17 protein-coding genes are annotated in these 21,245 nt (G+C 45.6%); 4 read left to right on the top strand and 13 right to left on the bottom strand.

The genetic code is table 11. The features are described 5' to 3' along the window. Nucleotides 1-325: 325 nt before the first annotated feature. The 3 genes from KL866_RS09590 to KL866_RS09600 all read left to right on the top strand — a co-directional run bounded on the left by KL866_RS09590 (nt 326) and on the right by KL866_RS09600 (nt 5,894). On the top strand, nt 326-1,888 hold the full coding sequence (locus KL866_RS09590; RefSeq protein WP_214994805.1) for a phosphoenolpyruvate carboxykinase: 1,563 nt from the start codon (nt 326-328) through the stop codon (nt 1,886-1,888). 232 nt (nt 1,889-2,120) lie between these two features. Continuing rightward, nucleotides 2,121-4,574: a TIM-barrel domain-containing protein gene (locus tag KL866_RS09595; protein ID WP_214994807.1), complete on the top strand. Its 2,454-nt coding sequence runs from the start codon at nt 2,121-2,123 to the stop codon at nt 4,572-4,574. A 138-nt stretch (nt 4,575-4,712) separates the two neighbouring features. After that, nucleotides 4,713-5,894, top strand: coding sequence for a sugar MFS transporter (locus KL866_RS09600; RefSeq protein WP_025257294.1), 1,182 nt, complete (start codon nt 4,713-4,715; stop codon nt 5,892-5,894). Nucleotides 5,895-6,003: 109 nt separating this feature from the next. On the opposite strand, the gene envZ is transcribed toward KL866_RS09600, so the two are convergent. The 5 genes from envZ to KL866_RS09625 form a co-directional block, all read right to left on the bottom strand. Continuing rightward, on the bottom strand, nt 6,004-7,338 hold the full coding sequence (envZ, locus tag KL866_RS09605) for a two-component system sensor histidine kinase EnvZ (protein WP_025257295.1): 1,335 nt from the start codon (nt 7,336-7,338) through the stop codon (nt 6,004-6,006). A gap of 135 nt (nt 7,339-7,473) precedes the next feature. After that, nucleotides 7,474-8,196: a two-component system response regulator OmpR gene (gene ompR / locus KL866_RS09610; RefSeq protein ID WP_025257296.1), complete on the bottom strand. Its 723-nt coding sequence runs from the start codon at nt 8,194-8,196 to the stop codon at nt 7,474-7,476. 139 nt (nt 8,197-8,335) lie between these two features. After that, a complete protein-coding gene (locus KL866_RS09615) occupies nt 8,336-9,466 on the bottom strand; it encodes a DUF2855 family protein (RefSeq protein WP_214994809.1) in 1,131 nt (376 codons plus the stop codon). 175 nt (nt 9,467-9,641) lie between these two features. Further along, nucleotides 9,642-10,547: a phosphoribulokinase gene (locus tag KL866_RS09620; RefSeq protein WP_025257298.1), complete on the bottom strand. Its 906-nt coding sequence runs from the start codon at nt 10,545-10,547 to the stop codon at nt 9,642-9,644. Nucleotides 10,548-10,669: 122 nt separating this feature from the next. Beyond that, complete coding sequence (locus KL866_RS09625; RefSeq protein WP_025257299.1) at nt 10,670-11,623, bottom strand: ion transporter; 954 nt, start codon at nt 11,621-11,623, stop codon at nt 10,670-10,672. 158 nt (nt 11,624-11,781) lie between these two features. Here KL866_RS09625 and KL866_RS09630 point away from each other — a divergent pair, with 158 nt between their 5' ends. Further along, nucleotides 11,782-12,543 carry a CBM9 family sugar-binding protein gene (locus KL866_RS09630; RefSeq protein ID WP_214994811.1) on the top strand — a complete coding sequence of 254 codons (762 nt, stop codon included), beginning with the start codon at nt 11,782-11,784 and terminating at the stop codon, nt 12,541-12,543. A gap of 149 nt (nt 12,544-12,692) precedes the next feature. On the opposite strand, the gene KL866_RS09635 is transcribed toward KL866_RS09630, so the two are convergent. The 8 genes from KL866_RS09635 to prmA all read right to left on the bottom strand — a co-directional run bounded on the left by KL866_RS09635 (nt 12,693) and on the right by prmA (nt 21,194). After that, complete coding sequence (locus tag KL866_RS09635; RefSeq protein ID WP_025257301.1) at nt 12,693-13,109, bottom strand: hypothetical protein; 417 nt, start codon at nt 13,107-13,109, stop codon at nt 12,693-12,695. Beyond that, complete coding sequence (locus tag KL866_RS09640) at nt 13,109-14,305, bottom strand: hypothetical protein (protein WP_214994813.1); 1,197 nt, start codon at nt 14,303-14,305, stop codon at nt 13,109-13,111. Before KL866_RS09640 ends, KL866_RS09635 begins: the two co-directional genes overlap by 1 nt. A 172-nt stretch (nt 14,306-14,477) precedes the next feature. Then, a complete protein-coding gene (gene purD, locus KL866_RS09645) occupies nt 14,478-15,767 on the bottom strand; it encodes a phosphoribosylamine--glycine ligase (protein ID WP_025257303.1) in 1,290 nt (429 codons plus the stop codon). A gap of 27 nt (nt 15,768-15,794) precedes the next feature. Further along, nucleotides 15,795-16,610, bottom strand: coding sequence for a class I SAM-dependent methyltransferase (locus KL866_RS09650; protein WP_025257304.1), 816 nt, complete (start codon nt 16,608-16,610; stop codon nt 15,795-15,797). 342 nt (nt 16,611-16,952) lie between these two features. Further along, entirely contained in the window at nt 16,953-18,551 is a 1,599-nt protein-coding gene (gene purH, locus KL866_RS09655; RefSeq protein WP_214994815.1) for a bifunctional phosphoribosylaminoimidazolecarboxamide formyltransferase/IMP cyclohydrolase, read from the bottom strand. A gap of 82 nt (nt 18,552-18,633) precedes the next feature. Then, nucleotides 18,634-18,927: a DNA-binding transcriptional regulator Fis gene (gene fis, locus KL866_RS09660; protein WP_012520109.1), complete on the bottom strand. Its 294-nt coding sequence runs from the start codon at nt 18,925-18,927 to the stop codon at nt 18,634-18,636. A gap of 30 nt (nt 18,928-18,957) precedes the next feature. Further along, nucleotides 18,958-19,956 (bottom strand): tRNA dihydrouridine synthase DusB, encoded by a 999-nt coding sequence (dusB, locus tag KL866_RS09665; protein WP_025257306.1) that lies wholly within the window; start codon nt 19,954-19,956, stop codon nt 18,958-18,960. 359 nt (nt 19,957-20,315) lie between these two features. Continuing rightward, on the bottom strand, nt 20,316-21,194 hold the full coding sequence (gene prmA / locus KL866_RS09670) for a 50S ribosomal protein L11 methyltransferase (protein ID WP_025257307.1): 879 nt from the start codon (nt 21,192-21,194) through the stop codon (nt 20,316-20,318). Nucleotides 21,195-21,245 lie beyond the last annotated feature (51 nt).

Here is a 21,245-nt window from a genome sequence, read left to right on the forward strand (position 1 = left end):
CTAGTAAGTGTTTAAGTTCTCAACGACCTGTTGTCGTTTCATCTTTTTAAGTTTATTGAAAGCTTTCACTTCGACTTTCTAAAAATCTAACCATTTTTTATTTTGAAATTCATCGATCATTCAAGCCTTGCTACTCATATTTTCTGCATTTATATTCAGGGAAAACGCTTTTATTGTAATTAATTTACAATATTTATGAAATTTAAGTGTTTTGAATAGTGATTATATGTCTTATAAATGCGTCTAAGCCCTTATTTACTTTACACTCGAAGAGGTGATACTTTTTTGAAAGTGCTTTTGAAAAATTACATATAGGGTAACAGCCATGACCGCAGCAGCCTCAATTCAAACGGAACTGAAAGTAACGCCACTCACCGATCTGCCAAATGCAGAGCTTATCGAACGCGCCGTATTGCGCGGCGAAGGTGTACTAGACAAAAACGGCGCGCTTGTCGTTGAAACCGGCAAACGTACGGGGCGCTCTCCAAACGATCGATTTATCGTTAAAGAGCCAACAACAGAGAACCACATCGACTGGGGCAAGGTTAACAAGCCTTTTGACGCTGACAAATTCGATGCGCTGTGGGATAGAGTTGAAGCTTATCTTTCTACCCAAGAACATTTTCTATCACACCTTCAAGTGGGCTCGGACCCTGAGCATGCATTATCCCTTGAAGTAAGAACGCAAACTGCTTGGCAGCATGTTTTTGCCCGTAATCTATTTATCATTCCTGAACAATGGAATGTTAAGGGTGACCAGCCATGGCAAATCTTAAACGTACCTGGCTTCACTTGTGAACCAGAGCGTGACGGCACAAACAGCGACGGCACAGTTATCATTAACTTCGCTAAAAAGCGTGTCTTGCTTGCGGGCATGCGTTACGCAGGTGAAATGAAAAAAGCCATGTTTTCAGTGCAAAACTTCTTGCTTCCAGCAAAAGACGTACTGCCTATGCACTGTTCAGCCAATGTGGGTGAAGAAGGCGATGTGACCTTGTTCTTTGGTCTTTCAGGGACAGGTAAAACAACGCTTTCTGCGGATCCTAAGCGTTTCTTAATTGGTGACGATGAGCACGGCTGGGCGCCAGGTAGCGTATTTAATATTGAAGGTGGTTGCTACGCTAAATGTATCGACCTATCTCAAAAGAATGAGCCGGTTATTTGGAATGCAATTAAGTTTGGCACTATTTTAGAGAACGTAGTACTAGATGAAACGCGCACGCCAGATTATACCGATACATCTTTGACCCAAAACTCGCGTGCGGCTTACCCGCTTTCACACATTGAAAAGCGCGTATCTGAAAACCGTGGCGGCGAACCTCGCTCAGTCGTATTTCTAACGTGTGACGTAAGTGGCGTGTTGCCTCCTGTTTCGGTACTAAGCGAAGAAGCTGCGGCATACCACTTCTTAAGCGGCTACACAGCGAAAGTAGGCTCTACTGAAATTGGTTCTACTAGCGATATTGAATCGACCTTCTCAACCTGTTTTGGTGCGCCTTTCTTCCCGCGTCCAGCAGGTGTTTACGCAGAGCTTCTTATTAAGCGCGTGAAAGCGTTTGGTGCAAAGGTTTACTTGGTTAATACCGGTTGGACAGGCGGCCCTTACGGCACAGGTAGCCGTTTTGATATTCCTACCACGCGCGCCATTATTGATGCCATTGTGTCGGGCAATTTGGCTGACGTTGAAACTCAGCACATCGACGCGTTAAACCTAGATGTCCCAGTGGCCATTGAAGGCGTAGACAGTAACTTGCTTGTGCCGCAAAACACGTGGGCAGACAAGGAAAAATACAACGAATACGCTGCTAACTTAGTTAGCGACTTTAAACAGAACTTTGAAAAATATGACGTTAGCGACGCTATCGTTAAAGCCGGGCCGGGTAACTAATACTCGGTTCGCCCCTTCCCAACGTTCATCACACTCAACGTGATTGATGTTTTGCCCGCACCGTGTTGCGGGCTTTTTTATGCCTTCATACTCGTTTCTGCCGACCTATTAACATTTTTCACACAATGAATACGTATGTTTATTTAAGTCACTACTGCCTGCCGTTATCATTTAGTTAACATAAAAAGGTTTTCAGTGTCTGCAGCACCGAAATAAAATGAAGGGTTTTAGCATGTCGAAAAGACACGAGCGTTCGGTTTTATCTTCCACAATTAGCACAGCGTTCACACGCAGCCTGTTGGCGACTTTGCCTGTTCTTGCATTGTTATCAGGTAATGCAGTAGCCGACGTTGAGCAATTCTCTTTAGATGGTCACTCCCTTCACGTTGATACAGACACTAACGACTTCGTTGTAACCGCACTAGGTAATCAGAGCTTCCAAGTTACATTTCTAACAGACGATAACGGTAAGCCCTATGAAAACCTGCCGTCTATGGCTCTACCCGAAGATAAAAACACAAGCCCGCTTGCTGTGAATCTCTCTGAAACCCCCGCTACTATCTCGTTAACCTACGACGGTGTTGCAGCACGTATAGATAAGCAAAGCCACTCAATAAGCTATGTGCTAAACGGTGAAGTCGTCGCCAACGAGCGGGACGGGCTGTCCATTACCGAGGGTAGCGTCAGACTGTCTTTCTCGCTAGATGAAAACGAAAAACTTTATGGTGGCGGTCAGCGCGTTTTAGGTATGGACCGTCGTGGAAACGCCATGCCGCTGTACAACAAAGCACACTATGGTTACACCACGTCTTCAAACCAAATGTACTTTGGTTTGTCGGCGGTGATGTCGTCAAAAAATTATAGCGTATTGTTTGATAACACCGCTTCTGGCGAGCTAGATATTGGCAAAACGAACAGCGACGAGTTGCTATTTAAGGTGCAAGGTGGGCGCGCCAGCTACATCATGGTGTTGGGTGAAAACCTAGAAGATACGGTAACGTCTACTGTAGCAGTAACGGGAAAACAGCCGCTTCCACCGCGTTGGTTGTTAGGTAACTTTGCTTCTCGCTTTGGTTATAAGTCGCAGCAGCAGGTAATGGATGTTGTCGATGCCTTTAACACGCAAGATATTCCTGTTGATGCTGTAGTACTAGACCTTTATTGGTTTGGTAAAGACATAAAAGGGCACATGGGGAACTTAAGCTGGGACACTGCCACTTTCCCTGAGCCTGAAAAAATGATTAGCGAGCTACGCGCTCAAGACGTGAAAACCGTGCTTATAACCGAGCCTTTTATTCTCACGACTTCAAAGCAATGGGAAAGCGCGGTTGCCAATAATGCACTTGCACAAAACGATAATGGCACGCCTTACACCTTCGATTTTTATTTTGGCAATACCGGCCTGGTTGATGTGTTCAGTGAAAGCGGTCAAAATTGGTTTTGGCAGTATTATGAAAAGCTTGCTGCGCAAGGTGTTGCAGGCTGGTGGGGCGACTTGGGCGAGCCTGAAGTACACCCTGATGATATACAGCACATGTGGCAGTCGAAAAAAGTAAGCGGTGCAGAGGTTCATAATGGTTATGGCCACCAGTGGGCGAAAACCGTTTATAACAATTTAAATGAGCTTCAGCCTGACACACGCCCGTTCGTACTCATGCGCTCAGGCTTTTTGGGCAGCCAACGCTACGGTATGGTGCCTTGGACTGGGGACGTAAGTCGAAGTTGGGGCGGGCTAAAGCCACAGGTAGAACTCGCACTTCAAATGAGTGTTTTTGGTATGGCGTATACTCATTCCGATTTAGGTGGGTTTGCTGGCGGCGAAACCTTTGATGCTGAACTTTATACCCGCTGGCTACAATTTGGTACTTTTTCGCCGGTGTTTAGGCCTCACGCTCAGGATAATATTGCCCCAGAGCCTGTTTTCCATGCCGACCCGGTGAAGTCTATTGCGCGCAAGTTTATTCAGCTTCGTTACGACATGCTGCCGTACAACTATTCGTTGGCGTTTGAAAATGCACTGAACGGCACACCGCTAATGCGCCCACTGGCCATGGAGTACAGTGAAAGCTCATGGTTTGAAAATGCTGACAGCTATTTATGGGGCGACGCGCTGTTGGTATCGCCCGTGACCAGTCCTGATCAGAGCCAATGGACGACAGCCCTTCCAAAAGGCGTTTGGTTCGACTTTTTCTCAAACACCAAATACCAAGGTGAGCAAACGGTAGATTACCCGTTAACTCAAGAAAATTTCCCTGTATGGGTTAAGGCAGGAAGCTTTATGCCAATGTCAAAAGGGCTTGATCGTACAGAGCAGTTTAATGCTCGCGAGCTAGAGATACATTACTGGCACGACAGCTCTGTAACTTCCTCTTCTTACACCTATTACGAAGATGACGGTAAGAATCCAGCGTCTGTCGAAAAAGGTTTGTACACCACTTTACAGCTACACTCATCAGTTAATGATAACGCCGAATTGACCCTTTCTCTTGGCAGCGAAGGCAGCTACATAGGTATGCCTAAGCAGCGCAACATCACCTACGTGTTGCATGGGTTTAGCCAAAAACCTTCGCGTGTTTTGATTGATGGCCATAGCGTACCAGTAGCATGGGATGAAAAAGGGAAAACGCTTTCGCTTGCATTTTCGTGCGACTATCAGCAATCTGTAAAGGTAGTGATTATGCGATAATTAAGGGCAGCTGTTCTTTATTGCACAGTAAAGTTCAGCGTCCTCTGAAGGTTCACTTTGTGATTAAGGGGCATATCAACGCTGTGCCCTCGAGCCCGTATCCGATGTCATCGAACTGACGTTAACCGTGGAGCCTTAATGAGTCGACTTCCCGCTACCATTGTTATCTTTGCCGGTTTTTTCTTAATTGGTAAGTTATTTCTTCTATGGGGAATACTGCTGCCTGATATTGCCGCTGATTTGCAGATGTCTGAGGTCGTCAGTGGTGCTTTATTCTCGCTGTTTTCGGTAGGCATGATGTTAGGTGCCGTAATTGGTGGTAAATATGCCAGCCGCTTCGAGTACATGCCCCTGCTAGCCACGTTGTTCAGCCTGAATACAGGGCTTTTGCTTTTGGTGTCCGTACTATCATCTTGGCAGTGGTTTCTAGTGTTAGCCGTATTAATTGGTGTGGTGAGTTCAACAATATTTACCATTGGGCATACGCTTATCGCGCGCATGTACGCGGAAAAGCGCTTTACTATGATGGGCTTAATGGACTTTATGTTCAGCTTAGGTACGTTTGCCGCGTCGTTCTTTGTAACACTGTTATATCTTATTGAACAAAACTGGCGATTGCCTATTCAAGTGGTGGCGGGCGTGATGATTATTCTATCGTGCTATACGTTTATTGCCGCTCGGTCACAGGCAAAAGTACTTAAAGGTCAACCAAAACTGCCTAAGAAAACCTTGGCATTCGGCACCATTATTAAACAACCTGTTTTTATATTTCTAGCTCTGCTTACTTTTGGCTATGGTGCGGTAGAGTTTGGTAACGCGAACTGGTTTGTAAGCTACGCACAAAAAGGCTTAGGCTTTAGCGGCGAGCAGTCGCGTAATTTACTCGCGTGTTTTACCGCTGGTATGGTGATTAGTCGCCTGACCTTTCCATTTCTGCTTCGCTTTGTGTCAGTCCATCGCATGATAGTACTTATGGCCACCGCTTCACTTGCTGGTGTATTTGCGCTTAAATTAATGCCGACTTTCTACGGCATAGGCGCGGGTAATTTGCTGCTAGGTTTAGGGTTAGGTGGGCTTTTCCCGCTTGCACTGTCTGCGGCAATGAATATTGACAGCGACAATGGCCCTGTACTTTCTGGTATTGCTATTATCGGCAATTCTACGGGTGTGCAAGTGGCTTCTTTTTCTACCGGGCTTTGGGCTAACTTTGTACCCCTTACCACGGCATTTTGGGTGATCCCATTGGGTGGATGTGTGCTGTGGCTAGCTTCTTACGGTTACAGCAGAAAGATAAAGTACCACAAAGACCCCGTAGGCTGAGCGCTCTGATAAAGCCGAGAAACCTAAGAAAGCAGAGCGGACTGGCTTTGCGTGCACAAACATTTCTAGCCGGTATGCATAGCGCTACAAATTGACAGCGTAACGCAGGCTATTTCTTTGTAGGAAGCTCAGAAAGATAAGGTAAGTAAAACTCTGCCACTAACCCTTGCTGCGGGTGGTTTCTTAGTGACACTTCTCCATCGTGGGCCTCTACTATTCTTCGAATAATGGCAAGCCCTAGGCCAGAACCAGATGAATTGCGCGCTTTATCACCTTGTGCAAACGGCATGAAAACACTGTTTAATTCCTCTTCTGGAATACCTCGCCCGAAATCACGCACTTTGCAGTACACACGCTTTTCGTGACGGTTATAGAAACTGCTAATGGCAATTTCATCAGAGCCGTATTTAAAGGCATTTTCAATGAGGTTGTCGATGACTCGCTTCATTGCAATACGCCGCAGTGATAGTGGCGGAATGGCGTTAAGCTTTAATTCAATATGATGTTTATCATCTAAGTGCCTTGCTTGCACCAGCTCTGCAATAATAGTGTTTAAATCGGTTTCTTGGGTCACTTCTTCGGTGTCGTAACGTGCATAGTCAATGAATTGGTCAATGATAGCGTTCATGTCCTCTATATCGTTCACAATGCCGTCTTTTATCCAATCCTGATCTTCTGGCAGCATTTCTGATGCAAGGCGAATACGAGTAAGCGGCGTGCGCAAGTCGTGGGAAATACCTGCGGTCATGATATTACGGTCGTTCTCAAGCTGCTTTATGCCCTGATTCATACGGTTAAAAGCGCGAGTAACCTGAATCATTTCGGTGCTGCCTTGTTCGCGAAGCGGCGCTGGATGCTCACCTTTGCCCACGGCAATTGCTGCTTTTTGTAAGGCTGATAGGGGCCGCGTCATGCGCCTTACAAACAGCCAGCCACCGGCTACGCTCAATATCCCAATCACCATTAAATACATAGTCAGTGGGGAGATATTCGCTTCGTTTAAACCCGAAATGGGAATAGAAATCCAGGTGTCTGGGTAGCGATTAAGAGATATCCATACGATGTAAGGCGCGTTCTCGTCGCTAGCTTGTGTGGTTGTGCTAATGCGTACATCGGCAAGCTGCCTAAGCTGTTCACTAACCTGCGTTGATATATAGCTGTAATAAACCGCGCTTTCTAGGCCGTTCTTTCTCGCTACGCTTTCATCAAATACTTGTACCTGCGTTTGCTGAAAGTAGCGGTCCCGTGTTTCTTGGTTAGTCACCAGTAAATCGTTAGCCAGCACAGACTTAACTTGGGTTGCCAATAAGCTGTTAATTTGCTGGTAGCTGGGGTGAATAAAGTAATAGGTGACCGAGATGTAGGACACAATTTGGTTTATGAGCAACAACACGCCAATAAGCATGACGGTTTGACCAAATGCGCTTTTGGGAATTAAACGCATAGCTTGCCGTCGCTTTGTGTCATGAACCAGTGCTTGCAATGGCAGCATGTAAAAACATAATTAGGTTTCATGAGTAAACATACTTCATTAGCGAATAGGTTATGGCAGAGGTACCCGCCGTATCCGTCATAGTTACTATACTTGCTCGCCATCAGGCACAAATACGTAGCCTAAACCCCAAACGGTTTGAATGTAGCGAGGGTTGGCTGGGTCGTCTTCAAGCATTCTACGCAGTCGTGATACTTGAACATCAATACTGCGTTCTAGGGCGCTGTAGTCTCGGCCTCGCGCTAAGTTCATCAGTTTGTCTCGCGACAAAGGCTCGCGGGGGTGGGTAACCAAAGACTTTAATACCGCAAACTCGCCGCTTGTCAGAGTCAACGGCGTATCGCCCGCTGTCATCTCGCGGGTGGCGAGATTAAGTTTGTAATTGCCAAACTCTACAATTTGTAGGTCTTTAGACGGTGCGCCAGGTGCTTCGCTGCTGCGCCTGCGCAATACTGCTTTAGCGCGGGCTAAAAGCTCGCGCGGGTTAAATGGCTTTGGTAAATAATCATCCGCACCCATTTCAAGGCCTATAATGCGGTCAACTTCATCGCCCTTTGCGGTAAGCATAATAATGGGCATGTCGTTTTCTTGCTGGCGCAGGCGGCGACAAATAGATAAACCATCTTCGCCTGGTAGCATAAGGTCCAAAACCATAAGATGAAAATTCTCGCGCTCTAGCAGTCTATCCATCTGCTCTGCATTAGCGGCACTGCGAACTTGGTAGCCTTGTTCTAGCAAGTAGCGCTCCAGTAGGCTTCGCAGACGCATGTCATCATCAACAACGAGAATTTTAGAGGTTTCCTGACCCATACTCATACCTTTTGTTTTACGTTTGTTTCACTATAACCACAAGATGTGAAATACAAAAGCGAGAAAAGCGTAAAAGGCAGAGCATGTTTGTTACAAATAGTGTCTAAAACAGACAAGAACCCGTGTTGCTTATGTAATGCTAATCAAAGGTGGCGACATTAAGGGCTTTGGTATTGGCCGAACCGTTAAGTGTTTCTAAATATAACTGTATTATGGCATCAGCGCCCTGATGCGACTGTTCGAAGAACTGGTCGCTGATTTTTAAGGCGAAGCGCTGCCATGCACCCGCGTATTTCGTTAAAAAGGCCTCATGCCCCCATTCGCTTTGGCGCAGTTTTACGCGAGCTGGTGCGAAGAAAATCTCTGCGTTAAGCAGTTTGGGGTTGGGCTTTTCTTCGGCTTTCCAATCTGTAGCACCTATTAAGGTTACTTCGCTTAAGCTATCGCCAAGCAGCTCGCTAAGATTATTGATTAGCGTGCCGTTAGCTGCAAAATCAAGAAGCCAGTAACGCGAATCGCTACTGTCACTCGTAAGCGCAGATAGGTCATCATAGCTATACACTGCATCGTAGCAGCCAGTTGTTTTTACCATATCCACATTAGATTGAGAGGTTAACCCAACCACTTGGTAGCTGGCGTTTCGAACCGCTTTTTGATCTTTTAGTAGTTGCGCTGTACCCAACGCGGTTTTACTTGAAGCGCTAGATAGCAGTAAGGTTTCCCCCTTTGTTTTCTCAGCAACATAGTCATCAAGTACAAACGACGTCATATAGAGGGGTCTAAAATTTAGCTGCCATGCTTCACGGTTTTTGTCGTAGCCAGGGTCTGCCGCACAGCGCAAATATTGGTCGTAAACTGGGCTGATGCTTTTACGCATTTCATGTACGTCTGAAAATCCGTGTGGGGCGACTTTTCCCGCCTTTATTACCCAGTGGCTCGCCATGGGCAGGTAGCCGAATACCTTCTCGCCTTCTTTGATGTCAGGATGACAAGACGCTTTGACGGTAGCAAAGCCCCAAACGGGCACTATGCCAAAGCCGTTTGGGTTATCACAATTGTCACCACTTTGTGGTGGAAAAAAGCCCCAATAGCCCATTTTAAAACCCAATGCCGCGTAGGTAATGTTATTGGCAGAAAAGCCGAAGCTGTCGGTTTCAAGCAATACTTCGTCTTGCTGTAAATCGCTTACGTTAATATCGCAGTGAACAACTTTAGTGTTGGCAAGGTTCTGCTGATCTATCCAAATTTGCTGGCTTTGAATTGTAGTCATAATAGGTGCCCGACGGTCATAGAACTGGGTTAAAAGGCCCAGTTAAAAAGCTTAGTCAAAAAAAGCTTAGTCAAAAAAGCTAAGCAATAATAAACCTAGATTGACGCAGGGAATGAGCCATTACGACTTAATGTTTTAAATACATGCCTATAGAAGCGGTGTATATAGCCTACGGCTATTCGCTGGTGCTGAGCCAATCCATTTGATGACCAGCTCTTCGCTTTTTATTCAAAATATCTTCAAGCAGAGGTGTAAGAATAAGTTCCATTGCCAGTGCAATTTTGCCTCCCGGTACAACTAATGTATTGATACGAGACATGAATGAACCGTCGATCATTTTTAGCAAATAAGGATAATCGACATTCTTCATTTCACGCCTGAACCGCACTACAACAAAGCTTTCATCTTGGGTTGGGATTTCCCTGGCACTGAACGGATTCGAGGTATCAACTGTCGGCACGCGCTGAAAGTTAACATGGGTACGCGAAAACTGCGGCGTAATATAGTGGAAGTAATCGTCTAGGCCGCGAACAATACTGCTCATTACCGCTTCACGAGAATGACCGCGGTCAGTGGTATCACGCACAATTTTTTGAATCCACTCTAAATTTACAATCGGCACCATGCCTACCAGTAAGTCTACGTGCTTCGCTACATCGTTTTCTTCAGTTTTGACGCCGCCGTGCAAGCCTTCATAAAACAGTAAGTCGGTGTTTTGAGGCAAATCTTGCCAAGGGGTAAAGGTACCCGGCATCTGGTTAAAAGGAACGGCTTCATCAAAGGTGTGAAGGTATTGCCTAAACTGACCTGTACCCGAACTGCCATATTCTCTAAAAAGCGTCTCCAGCAGTTCAAAGTCGTTGGCTTTAGGGCCAAAATAGCTGATATGTCTGCCTTGTTCTTGGGCTTTACGAATTTCTACTTCCATTTCTGGGCGAGTGAAACGATGGAAACTATCACCACCAACTACTGCAGCATTAACATTTAAGTTCCTGAAAATATGGCGAATAGCATTGGTCGTGGTAGTAGTACCCGCGCCAGAAGAACCTGTTATAGCAATAATAGGATGTTTGACAGACATAGGAATTCTTTTTGGAAATGACGGGTACTAGTTATAAGCTGATGAGCGACAAGAATCAAGGGGGCGAAAACGTGCACGCGGTCAAATTTCAGGTAAGTATTTGCGATTAGACCACTTCGCAATCAATTGTCTGGCCTTTTATGATGGTGCTGTAATAGGCGCACAATTAATTTTGCTTCTTCTTCATCTAAATCAAGCAATGCTCGCACGTGTTCTAAATGGTGTATATCGTGCTCACTTAGCTTTCCATCGTCTAAAACACTTCTTACTGTATCTTTAAACCGAGCGCGTTTAAGCTGCATTTGGGTGGTATAGCTTGACGATAAAATGCCCGCGGGCAAGGCATAAAAGCAAATGCCCATAATCGTTATTAGCCCCCCAAATACCTTGCCTAACGCTGTAACGGGAACGGCGTCGCCATACCCTACCGTAGTAAGTGTAACCAGCGCCCACCATAATGAGGCGGGAATACTGCTGAAGACGTCGGGTTGTGCAGTGTGTTCGATATAGTAAATACACGTGGCGGCAATAACAGTGAACAGTAAAAGTACGCTTATAGCAGCAATCAGGCTATGCGATTCGTTGCGCAACACCGTGATAAGGGTTTGCACTGAACGGGAATAGCGCCCAATTTTCAAAATTCGCAACACCCTAAATACTCGCAATATGCGAAGATCAAATGCCACGAAAACACTTAAGTAAAAAGGTAGAATCGCCATTAAATCCACCAGCGCCATAGGGCTTTTTATATAAGCCCAACGTTTTTGCCAAGCGGTTGTTTTTTCTTGGTGAGTGCGGTTAGCTTGGGAAGTACGGTTAGGCGCTGATGCACTGCTGTAAACGCGAAGTATGAATTCAACAGTGAAAATAAGTACCGAAACGACCTCAATGATATGCAGCTCATGCTGCCAAAGGGCGGGAATGCCCGGTACGGTTTCTAGCATCATGGCTGCTACATTTACGATAATCAGCGCGATAAGGAGTAGGTCAAACAACTTACTGAGTTTTTTGTATTCGTGAGCGTCGCTAGCAGGAGCGAGGATGTGATAGCACGCGTTTTGAAAGGACATAGCCAAGATTGTGATAGAACGAATATCCTTTTTATACCAATAACAGCGCGAAATTGGTAATGCTTCTGATAAACAGAAAATTTTGTTATGCAGCTTTTCAAACGCAGTAGGGCTCAAAACATGTTAGTTTAAACGTCAAGAAGGCAAACTAAGAGCGTATTCAATTGAAAAGTACTAAACCCCTAGTATCAGCATTCACCTCTACATTACTTGTCGCTATGCTTGCCCCAGCAGCACAGGCGAAGCCGGACAGTGTTATATTTACCGCGAATGCACCCGTTATAGATGGCGTAGCAAGTGATGCCACTTGGAAAGAAGGTGAATGGCACGAAATGACCTCGCTGATGTGGGGCACCAGTCCCGAGCCCAGTGACTTTTCTGGTAGATATAAATTACGCTGGGATAAAAAGGCGTTGTACCTATTAGCAGAAATAGAAGACGACCACCTCTCAGATACCTATGCCAATCCGCTAGAGCGATATTGGGATGATGATTGCCTAGAAATTTTTATTGATGCGGATGCCTCTGGTGGCGATCACTTTAATAATTACAACGCGTTTGCTTATCACTTGGCGCTAGATAATCAAGTTGTTGATATTGGCCCGAATAAAGCGGGTGAAGCGGTGCCGCAACTGTATAACAATCATGTTGAAAACAAATGGCAGCGAGATATATCGGCGCCTCATAAGATTTATTGGGAAGCGGCCGTGCGTGTATTTGACGATAGTTATCAGCATGGAAAAGACAACTCACCATTAACCTTAAAAGAAGGTATGGCTCTGGGCTTTATGCTGGCCTACTGTGACGCCGATGGCGGCGACAGAGAGCACTTTATGGGCTCTCACGAAATTACCCCCGTGAACGGCGACAAAAACCTAGGGTTTAAGGATGCGTCTGTGTTTGGGAAAGTGATTTTAGCGAAGTAGTGAAGACCTTAATCGAGGCTTTTGGGTCTTAAAAAGGAGTTCGCGCGCCCTCTTCCGTCAGTGTATTTCTATAAGATAAGGTTAATGCACTGGCTGTGGGTACTCGCCTATTTGATAATCGAATTGCTAACGGTCAAAGCCCAAGGTAGCTACTGTTCTCCAAATAAAACAACAAGGCCTTCGGGCACTTCGGCGGTTGATAAAATATACGTTATTGAGTTTTTATTGCTAAGTACATAGCTCAACGCTTCCTCTTGAGAGCTAAATTCCTTTGGTGGGGTCTTTCTTCCACTAAAGCGCATTTGCGCCCAATATCCTTGGATGCGAGACTCGGTTAAAGCGATGAACTTGGTGTTGAATATTGTTCTGGCGGTATTGGGTGGTCGCAATCCTACAGGCTCTATGTCCCAGTCAGAGGATTTTCCCATAAAGATATCTCGAATTTGCCATTTTTCAGTTGGTGCGTCTTGTACCTGCAAGTTAGCAACAATCATTATTTCTTCGCACTTTGCGAAGGATGCAAACATTGCAACAAGAATGGCAAACAACAGCGTGTGTATTTTCATTAAAACACCCACTCTAGTGCAAATTGGGTGAGTACCGCATTTCTATCGAAGGTTGGGTCTTTGATTTCTGAATAGAATGAGTTTTGCCCCTCCTCACCTCTTAACCAAGTCACCTCAGCTTTGGCAGACATATTGTGTCTAAAGTCCCAGCGAAGTCCTACCGAGAGTGAGTCAAGGTTATAGCGTGGAAGATTATCTACTATTGCGTCATAGGCAAAAGACAATGAAGTGAGTTGTGGAGATTGGCCCTTCGGAATTTGATTGGTTGGGACATCGTTGCTGCTATTCGCTGACGCAATAGTAGTAAAAACTTGAAAGTTATCAAAATAATGACCAATGGTAATGTAATATGCATTAACTTCAGGGACACTGATTAAATCTGATTCAATTTTGATAATTTCAGAGTAAACAAAATAGTCGAGAGAGTCATATTGCAGGCTTGCTTGATAAGCGATTGCATCTGAATCAAATCGAAAAACGTTGGCGTTTTCTGTATAGCCCGCAAGTTCCAAAAGTGTAGCAAAGTCTTGAAAGCCTGGGATGTCTGCAAAGAAGTCAGACGACACTATGGCGGAAGCCCGTGCGCGAAAGCCGCCCTTAGATATGCCTAAAATGAGCCCCCGAATATCGTTTACTTCAATGGCTGTTTCTTCACCTGCACGGTCAAAAGTACCATCATAAGTGCCGTAATAAGCTTCAATTTCTACGTTTAACTTATCAAAGTGGATGCGGTACGTTGTGCTGAGTCCTTCATAGTTTGAAAATAAGAAACCGCCGTAAACCTGTTCGGGAGGCGTAATCCAGGGGTAAGCGAAGCCCACATCAATGACATCACTGTAGCGAAAAAATGGGGTTCTCAATTTGCCTAATTTGAAGCTCCAATTCGAGCTTGCCTCATAGGTTAGATAGAGCCATTCAAGGCCAGAGTCTCTATCGTCGTTAGAATGACCAAGTAATTGCCCAGATAATTTAAGCTTTTCACTAATGCTTATGTCCGCTTGTAACGCAAATAATGACTGTTCAGAAAAACTAAAATCATTTGAGTAGCCCTGAAATTCAGCTTTGCTCGTGTCTAGCTGTCCTCCAACCACCCTAGCAAAGCCACTGATACCTATCGAGTCAGAGAGTGTTTCGCTGCTCTTCGCCGCACAGGTAAAGCATGCTAGACATATTGCCAGTATGTTAAGGGTTTTCATTCACCGCGAATTCTTTTGTACTTTGATTTCATTCAAGTATAGACGCTCAAAGAAAAAAGTTGCGTGTTTTAAGTTCTTTATGTGGAAGTTAAGTGAAATAGCTGAAAGCTTTGTGATATAAAAAACGCGGCTTAGGCCGCGTCTTTATTGTTTGTGTTATATGCGTCGCTTATTAAGCCTCAGCTTCACGGGCAATTGCACGGTGTGCAATGTCAGTGCGATAGTAGACATCTTTAAACTGAATGGTCTTAAGTAGCTCATAGGCTTTTTGTTGCGCTTCAGTTACGTTATTACCTAACGCTGTTGCGCAAAGCACGCGGCCTCCAGCGGTAACAACATCACCGTCTTGAAGTGCGGTACCTGCGTGGAAAACCTTTCCATCTAACTTAGCTGCTTCTTCAAAACCGGTAATCACGTCGCCCTTGTCGTAGCTGCCTGGATAGCCGCCCGCGGCAAGCACAACACCTACCGATGCGCGCTCGTCAAACTCAATGGTTTTGCCTGCAAGCTCGCCTTTACACGCTGCTTGGCAAAGTGGAACCAAATCAGATTTTAAGCGAAGCATAATAGGCTGGGTTTCTGGGTCGCCAAAGCGGCAGTTGTACTCAATGACCTTTGGTGTGCCGTCGGCCATAATCATAAGGCCCGCATATAAAAAGCCAACATAGTCGTTGCCTTCAGCGGCCATGCCATCAACCGTCGGCATGATCACTTCCTGCATAATGCGGTCGTGAATGTCTTGCGTAACAACTGGAGCTGGAGAATAAGCGCCCATACCACCTGTGTTTGGGCCTTTATCGCCGTCAGCCGCACGTTTGTGATCTTGGCTGGTGGCAAAAGGCAGTACGTTCTTACCGTCTACCATAACGATAAACGACGCTTCTTCACCGTCTAAGAACTCTTCAATAACTACGCGGCTGCCAGCTTCGCCAAAGGCATTACCTGCTAGCATGTCGCGGATAGCATCTTCAGCTTCTTCAAGGGTCATCGCAACAATAACACCTTTACCAGCAGCAAGACCGTCGGCCTTTACTACGATAGGCGCACCTTTTTCACGAACATAGGCAATAGCCGGATCAATCTCGGTGAAGTTTTGATACTCAGCCGTAGGAATATTGTGGCGAGCCAAAAAATCTTTGGTGAAAGCTTTTGAGCCCTCAAGCTGGGCGGCAGCTTGTGTAGGGCCAAATATCATTAAACCAGCGTTAGTGAACGCATCTACTACACCTGCAACTAGCGGCGCTTCTGGGCCTACAATAGTAAGCGCTACATCGTTTCCTTGAGCAAAAGAAACTAAGCCGGCGATGTCGTTTACATCAATAGCTACGTTCTCAAGCTTAGGCTCTGTAGCAGTGCCGGCATTACCTGGCGCTACAAATACTGTTGAAACATCAGAAGACTGCGCTGCTTTAAACGCTAGCGCGTGTTCGCGGCCACCGCCGCCAATTACAAGTACGTTCATTAACTGTTCCGTTTTGAGTGTTTAATATTATGATTTTGGTTTGGTGAATTTTAGCGTCATGCGGTTGCTCTCGCCAATCGCCATGTATTTTTCACGATCTTGGTCGTCTAGCGCCAAACGTGGAGGTAGCGTCCACACACCTTTCGGGTGGTCAGCTGAATCCATCGGGTTTGCGTTTACATCGCTACTTGCTTCAAGCACAAAGCCTGCTTTTTCAGCGGCAGCAACAACGTAAGAACGCTTCATGTAGCCACTTTTCTTCATTGCTTCATCGTCTGCGCTTTCCGGTAACTCATGTTCCACTACGCCCATTACGCCACCTGGCTTAAGGGCTTTAAAGAAAGCGCCAAATGCGTTGTCGATGCCTTCATCCCCGTGACGCATGTACCAGTTGTGTACGTTGCGAAAAGTTAGCACCATATCAGCGCTGCCAGCTTCGCTAATATCTAGCGCTTTCATAGGGTCGAATGCGGTAAGTTCTGCACCTTCATACTTCATGCCCGGCTTCATTTTCTCTTTAAAGCCTTCTACCGACTTTTTGTAGTAGCCGCTGGTTTCATCGTCTACATAAAAGTGGGCTGCAACGTATTTTCCGTCTTGTTTTACAACAGAATGAAGAATGTCGGCATACCAGCCGCCGCCCGGCGAAATTTCAACGACGGTCATGTCTGGCTGTAGGCCAAAAAAGCGTAGTGTTTGCTGAGGGTTGCGATACTCGTCGCGAACTTTGGCTTTATCAGAGCGGATATCGCTCATCGCGGCGTCAGAGATAGCATCAGCACTGGCATAGGTTGCTGTTACGCCAAGTGTCGCGGCTAACACGAATTGGGCTAACTTTTTCATTCTTATTTCCTTTTTCTGTCGAGGGTAGGTAATTGTCTATGCGGACTAGTAAAACATAACATTTATTAGTAACACTATTACTACAAATTACCACGGGTCAGATCAAGCCTATCAGCTAACCCCTATTTGCACTTACGCCTTAGCAGAATAATTCGCACCTTTGTCGCTTCGATAAGGTTTCATTGCAACCAAGCAAATGATCTTGAGTTTGCGCATTAAAAAGGGTTAAGGAAAAATAACAAACACACAGTAAAGTAACAAAATGCCACTTTACTGCGTGTTTAACTTAGGTATTGGTTTCTCTCACTAAGCCTGCACTAAAAGATATAGCGTAGATACCTATTAGTGACGGAAGTGACGCATGCTCGTAAACACCATAGCAATGCCGTGTTCGTCAGCAGCATCAATTACTTCTTGGTCGCGCATAGAACCGCCAGGCTGAATTACTGCCTTAATGCCAGCTTCAGCTGCAGCGTCAATACCGTCACGGAATGGGAAGAAAGCGTCAGACGCCATGACAGAGCCAGCTACTTCAAGGCTCTCGTCAGCTGCTTTAATACCGGCAATTTTTGCAGAGTAAACGCGGCTCATTTGACCTGCGCCCACACCTACTGTCATGCCGTCTTTGCAATATACAATCGCGTTAGACTTCACGTATTTTGCTACCTTCCAGCAGAACATAAGGTCGCGCAGTTCTTCTTCACTTGGCTTACGTTTAGTCACAACTTCTAGGTCTTCCATTTCAACCATGCCGAAGTCGCGCTCTTGAACTAACAAACCGCCGTTTACACGTTTAAAGTCATAACCTTCAGTTAGCTGACCAGCCCAGTCGCCGCATGCTAGAAGGCGTACATTCTTTTTCGCACTTACGACTTCTTTTGCTTCATCGCTTACTGTTGGTGCAATAATGACTTCTACGAATTGACGGTCAACAATGGCTTGTGCTGTTTTCGCATCAAGCTCGCGGTTAAACGCGATAATGCCGCCAAATGCAGACGTAGGGTCAGTTTTAAATGCGCGATCGTAAGCACTTAGAATATCGTCGCCAATAGCAACACCGCACGGGTTAGCGTGTTTAACAATGACACATGCTGGCTCTTCGAATTCTTTTACGCACTCTAGCGCCGCATCGGTATCAGCAATGTTGTTAAACGATAGCTCTTTACCTTGAAGCTGAGTAGCAGTAGCAACAGACGCTTCTTGAATATCATTTTCTACATAGAAGGCCGCTTCTTGATGGCTATTTTCGCCATAGCGAAGGTCTTGCTTCTTAGTAAGCTGCATATTGTAAGTACGCGGGAATTCGCTGCTATCTTCACAACAACCTGTTTCGCATGCAGCACTATTTAAACGGGCACCGAAATAGTTCGCAATCATGCCGTCGTATTCAGCTGTGTGTTCAAATGCTTTAATGGCTAGGTCGAAGCGAGTGCTGTAAGACAAAGAGCCGTTATTCTCATTCATTTCAGCAAGTACGCGAGGATAGTCTGACGCATTAACCACAATAGTCACATCTTTATGGTTTTTTGCAGCAGCACGCACCATGGTTGGGCCACCGATATCAATATTTTCAATTGCATCTTCTAGCGTGCAATCTTCGTTTGCCACTGTTGCAGCAAATGGGTAGAGGTTAACCACCACAAGATCGATAGGTGCAATGCTATGCTCTTCCATCACCGCTTCATCGGTACCGCGACGACCAAGGATACCGCCATGAATTTTAGGATGAAGAGTTTTAACACGACCAGCCATGATTTCTGGGTGACCTGTGTGATCAGAGACTTCTTTCACAGGTAAGCCAGCGTCAGCGAGTAGTTTAGCAGTACCGCCCGTCGACAGAAGTTCTACGCCAGCGTTATGCAGCGCTGTCGCGAAATCGAGGATACCGGTTTTATCAGAGACACTAAGGAGAGCACGTTTAATTGGTTTTGGTGTTTGCATAAATTTTAAGTTTCTAATGTTGTAGTGTTGAAACAAAAAGAGCACCATTTGGTGCTCTTTGGTGGGCAAAGCCCTAGGAATCTTAGTTCATGCCGTATTGCTTAAGCTTCTTGCGAAGTGTGCCACGGTTGATGCCCATCATGATGGCAGCGCGGGTTTGATTGCCGCGCGTGTAAGTCATGACTTCTTCTAGCAGCGGCGCTTCAACTTCAGCCAGTACCATTTCGTACAGGTTGTCGATGTTTGCGTTATCCAATTGCTTAAGGTACTTATTAACCGCTTGCTTTACAGAGTCACGCAGTGGCTTTTGAGCTTGCGTTTGTGAAGGCGTAGTTACTGTAGTAGTAAAAGGTGAAGTCACGTTTTGATCGAACATAATACTGTGTTGCTCTTAAGTTAGTCATCACTATGCTGCGGGAGAAATCTGTCGGGTTTCTCGTGTCTGCAGCGCTTGAAAATATGCATTTAGTGCATCGAGTTGCTTATTCGCTTCATCGATAGCGTTAAACGTTTTACGAAACTGACGATCCGTATCGTGCTCCGCGAGATACCAGCCCACGTGCTTACGGGCAATTCTCACACCGGCTATGTCGCCATAAAAGTCCTGCACATTGGCTACGTGCTCATGCAAGAGCTTATATAGCTCTGACAGTGGTGGTGGTGCTAGGTTCTCGCCCGTTTCAAGATAATGTTGGATTTGCTTAAATATCCAAGGCTTACCTTGCGCGCCGCGACCTACCATTACGCCATCTGCACCGGTGTAATTCAGCACCTCTTGTGCTTTCTCTGGAGAAGTAATGTCACCATTTGCAATAACCGGAATTGAAATTGCCGCCTTTATTTGGCGTATGGTGTCGTATTCAGCTTCTCCTTTGTACATACAAGCTCGTGTTCTGCCGTGAACAGCAAGCGACTGTATGCCGTTTTGCTCTGCAATGCGGGCAATGTCTACCCCATTACGATTTTCTGGGTTCCAGCCGGTACGAATTTTCAGTGTTACGGGTACATCAACAGCATTAACTACTGCTTTTATAATCGCTTCCACTGTGTCTGGGTATTGAAGCAATGCAGAACCTGCAAGCTTCTTATTAACCTTCTTAGCAGGACAACCCATGTTGATGTCGATGATTTGCGCACCGTTATCTACATTAAATTGCGCCGCTTGAGCCATAAGCTCAGGGTCAGCCCCAGCTATCTGTACAGAGCGAATGCCTTCTTCACCCTCATGATTCATACGCGCTTGCGATTTTGCAGTGTTCCAAACCTTCGGATTACTCGAAAGCATTTCTGAAACAACAAGCCCTGCGCCTAAGCGTTTACAAAGTTGGCGGAACGGTCTGTCTGTTACGCCAGCCATGGGGGCCAACATCAAATTGTTTTCTAACTCGTAAGGTCCAATTCGCATTGTAAAATGTATAGCTCGCCATCTAAAACTGCACAGAAAATATACACCCGGCTAAAACGGGGCGCTAAGTGTACGTGTTTTCGCAAGGCTTGAAAAGGCTAAAAATCACACAAAATTTCACTTCGTGGTCTTGACAGTGAAAAAAATCTGTCACATTAGTAATCTAACGTCGATTTTTAGACTAAATATCGTACGAAAGTCTTACAGCCCCCGATTTGAAAGGGCTGTAATGTGAAAAAAATTAACAATTTATTAGATTACTGTGACCGTGTTAGTACGTTTTTATAGCGAGTTGCGAGCAGAAAATATCACTTTTACCAAACGAACATCTCATGTTGCAGTTTATTTAATACTCAAAACTAACGTTTTTGGCCAGAAACTCGTGCCCACTCGCCGTCGATGGCACTGGGTTCTAAGGTAATATTTATTGCATAGGCGTCTTCAATTCGTAAGACTTGCTCAGCCAATATGCCGGAAAGAACTAACAAGCCACTTGATTTGCAATAGTTAGTAATAACGCTTTGAAGCTCAAGCAATGGACCTGACAATATATTCGCCATAACCACATCGGCTTCTAGTTCAGGCTGGTCTTCAGGTAGATACACATCTAAGCGGTCTTCAACGCCATTGCGGCGCGCGTTTTCTTTTGTCGCTTGAAGGGCTTGCGGGTCAATATCAATACCAATAACGCGCTTAGCACCTAGTTTCAATGCAGCCAGCGCTAAAATGCCTGAACCACAGCCAAAATCGACCACAGTTTTATCTGTCATATCTATGCCGTCTAACCAACGTAGGCAAAGTGCAGTCGTAGGGTGCGTACCTGTTCCAAAGGCAAGACCTGGGTCCAACATCACATTAACGGCGTCAGGGTCTGGAACATCACGCCAGCTTGGGCAAATCCATAAACGTTCGCCAAACTGCATTGGGTGGAAGTTATCCATCCATTCCCGCTCCCAGTCTTTATCTTCAAGCGGCTCTAACTTGTATTTAAAGTCTGGGCCAAGCACTTTAGCCTTACCTAGGCGCTGCAGAATACCTTTCATATCGGCATCTGCTTCAAACAGTCCGACTACTTGTGTGTCTGGCCACAATAACACTTCACCCGGTTTGGGTTCGTACATTGGGGTGTCTTTCGCATCGACATAGGTAACCGCCTGCGAGCCATTTGCAGTTAGCATGTCGCCTATTGATTCCGCGTATTCAGAAGAAGTATTAATTCGAAGTTGTAGCCAAGCCATATTTATCGTTCGTTGGGACCTTTGCTAGTTATTGTACCTTTGCTTGGCGTT

The sequence above is a fragment of the Alteromonas sp. ALT199 genome, assembly GCF_018619335.1.
GTDB lineage: Bacteria > Pseudomonadota > Gammaproteobacteria > Enterobacterales > Alteromonadaceae > Alteromonas.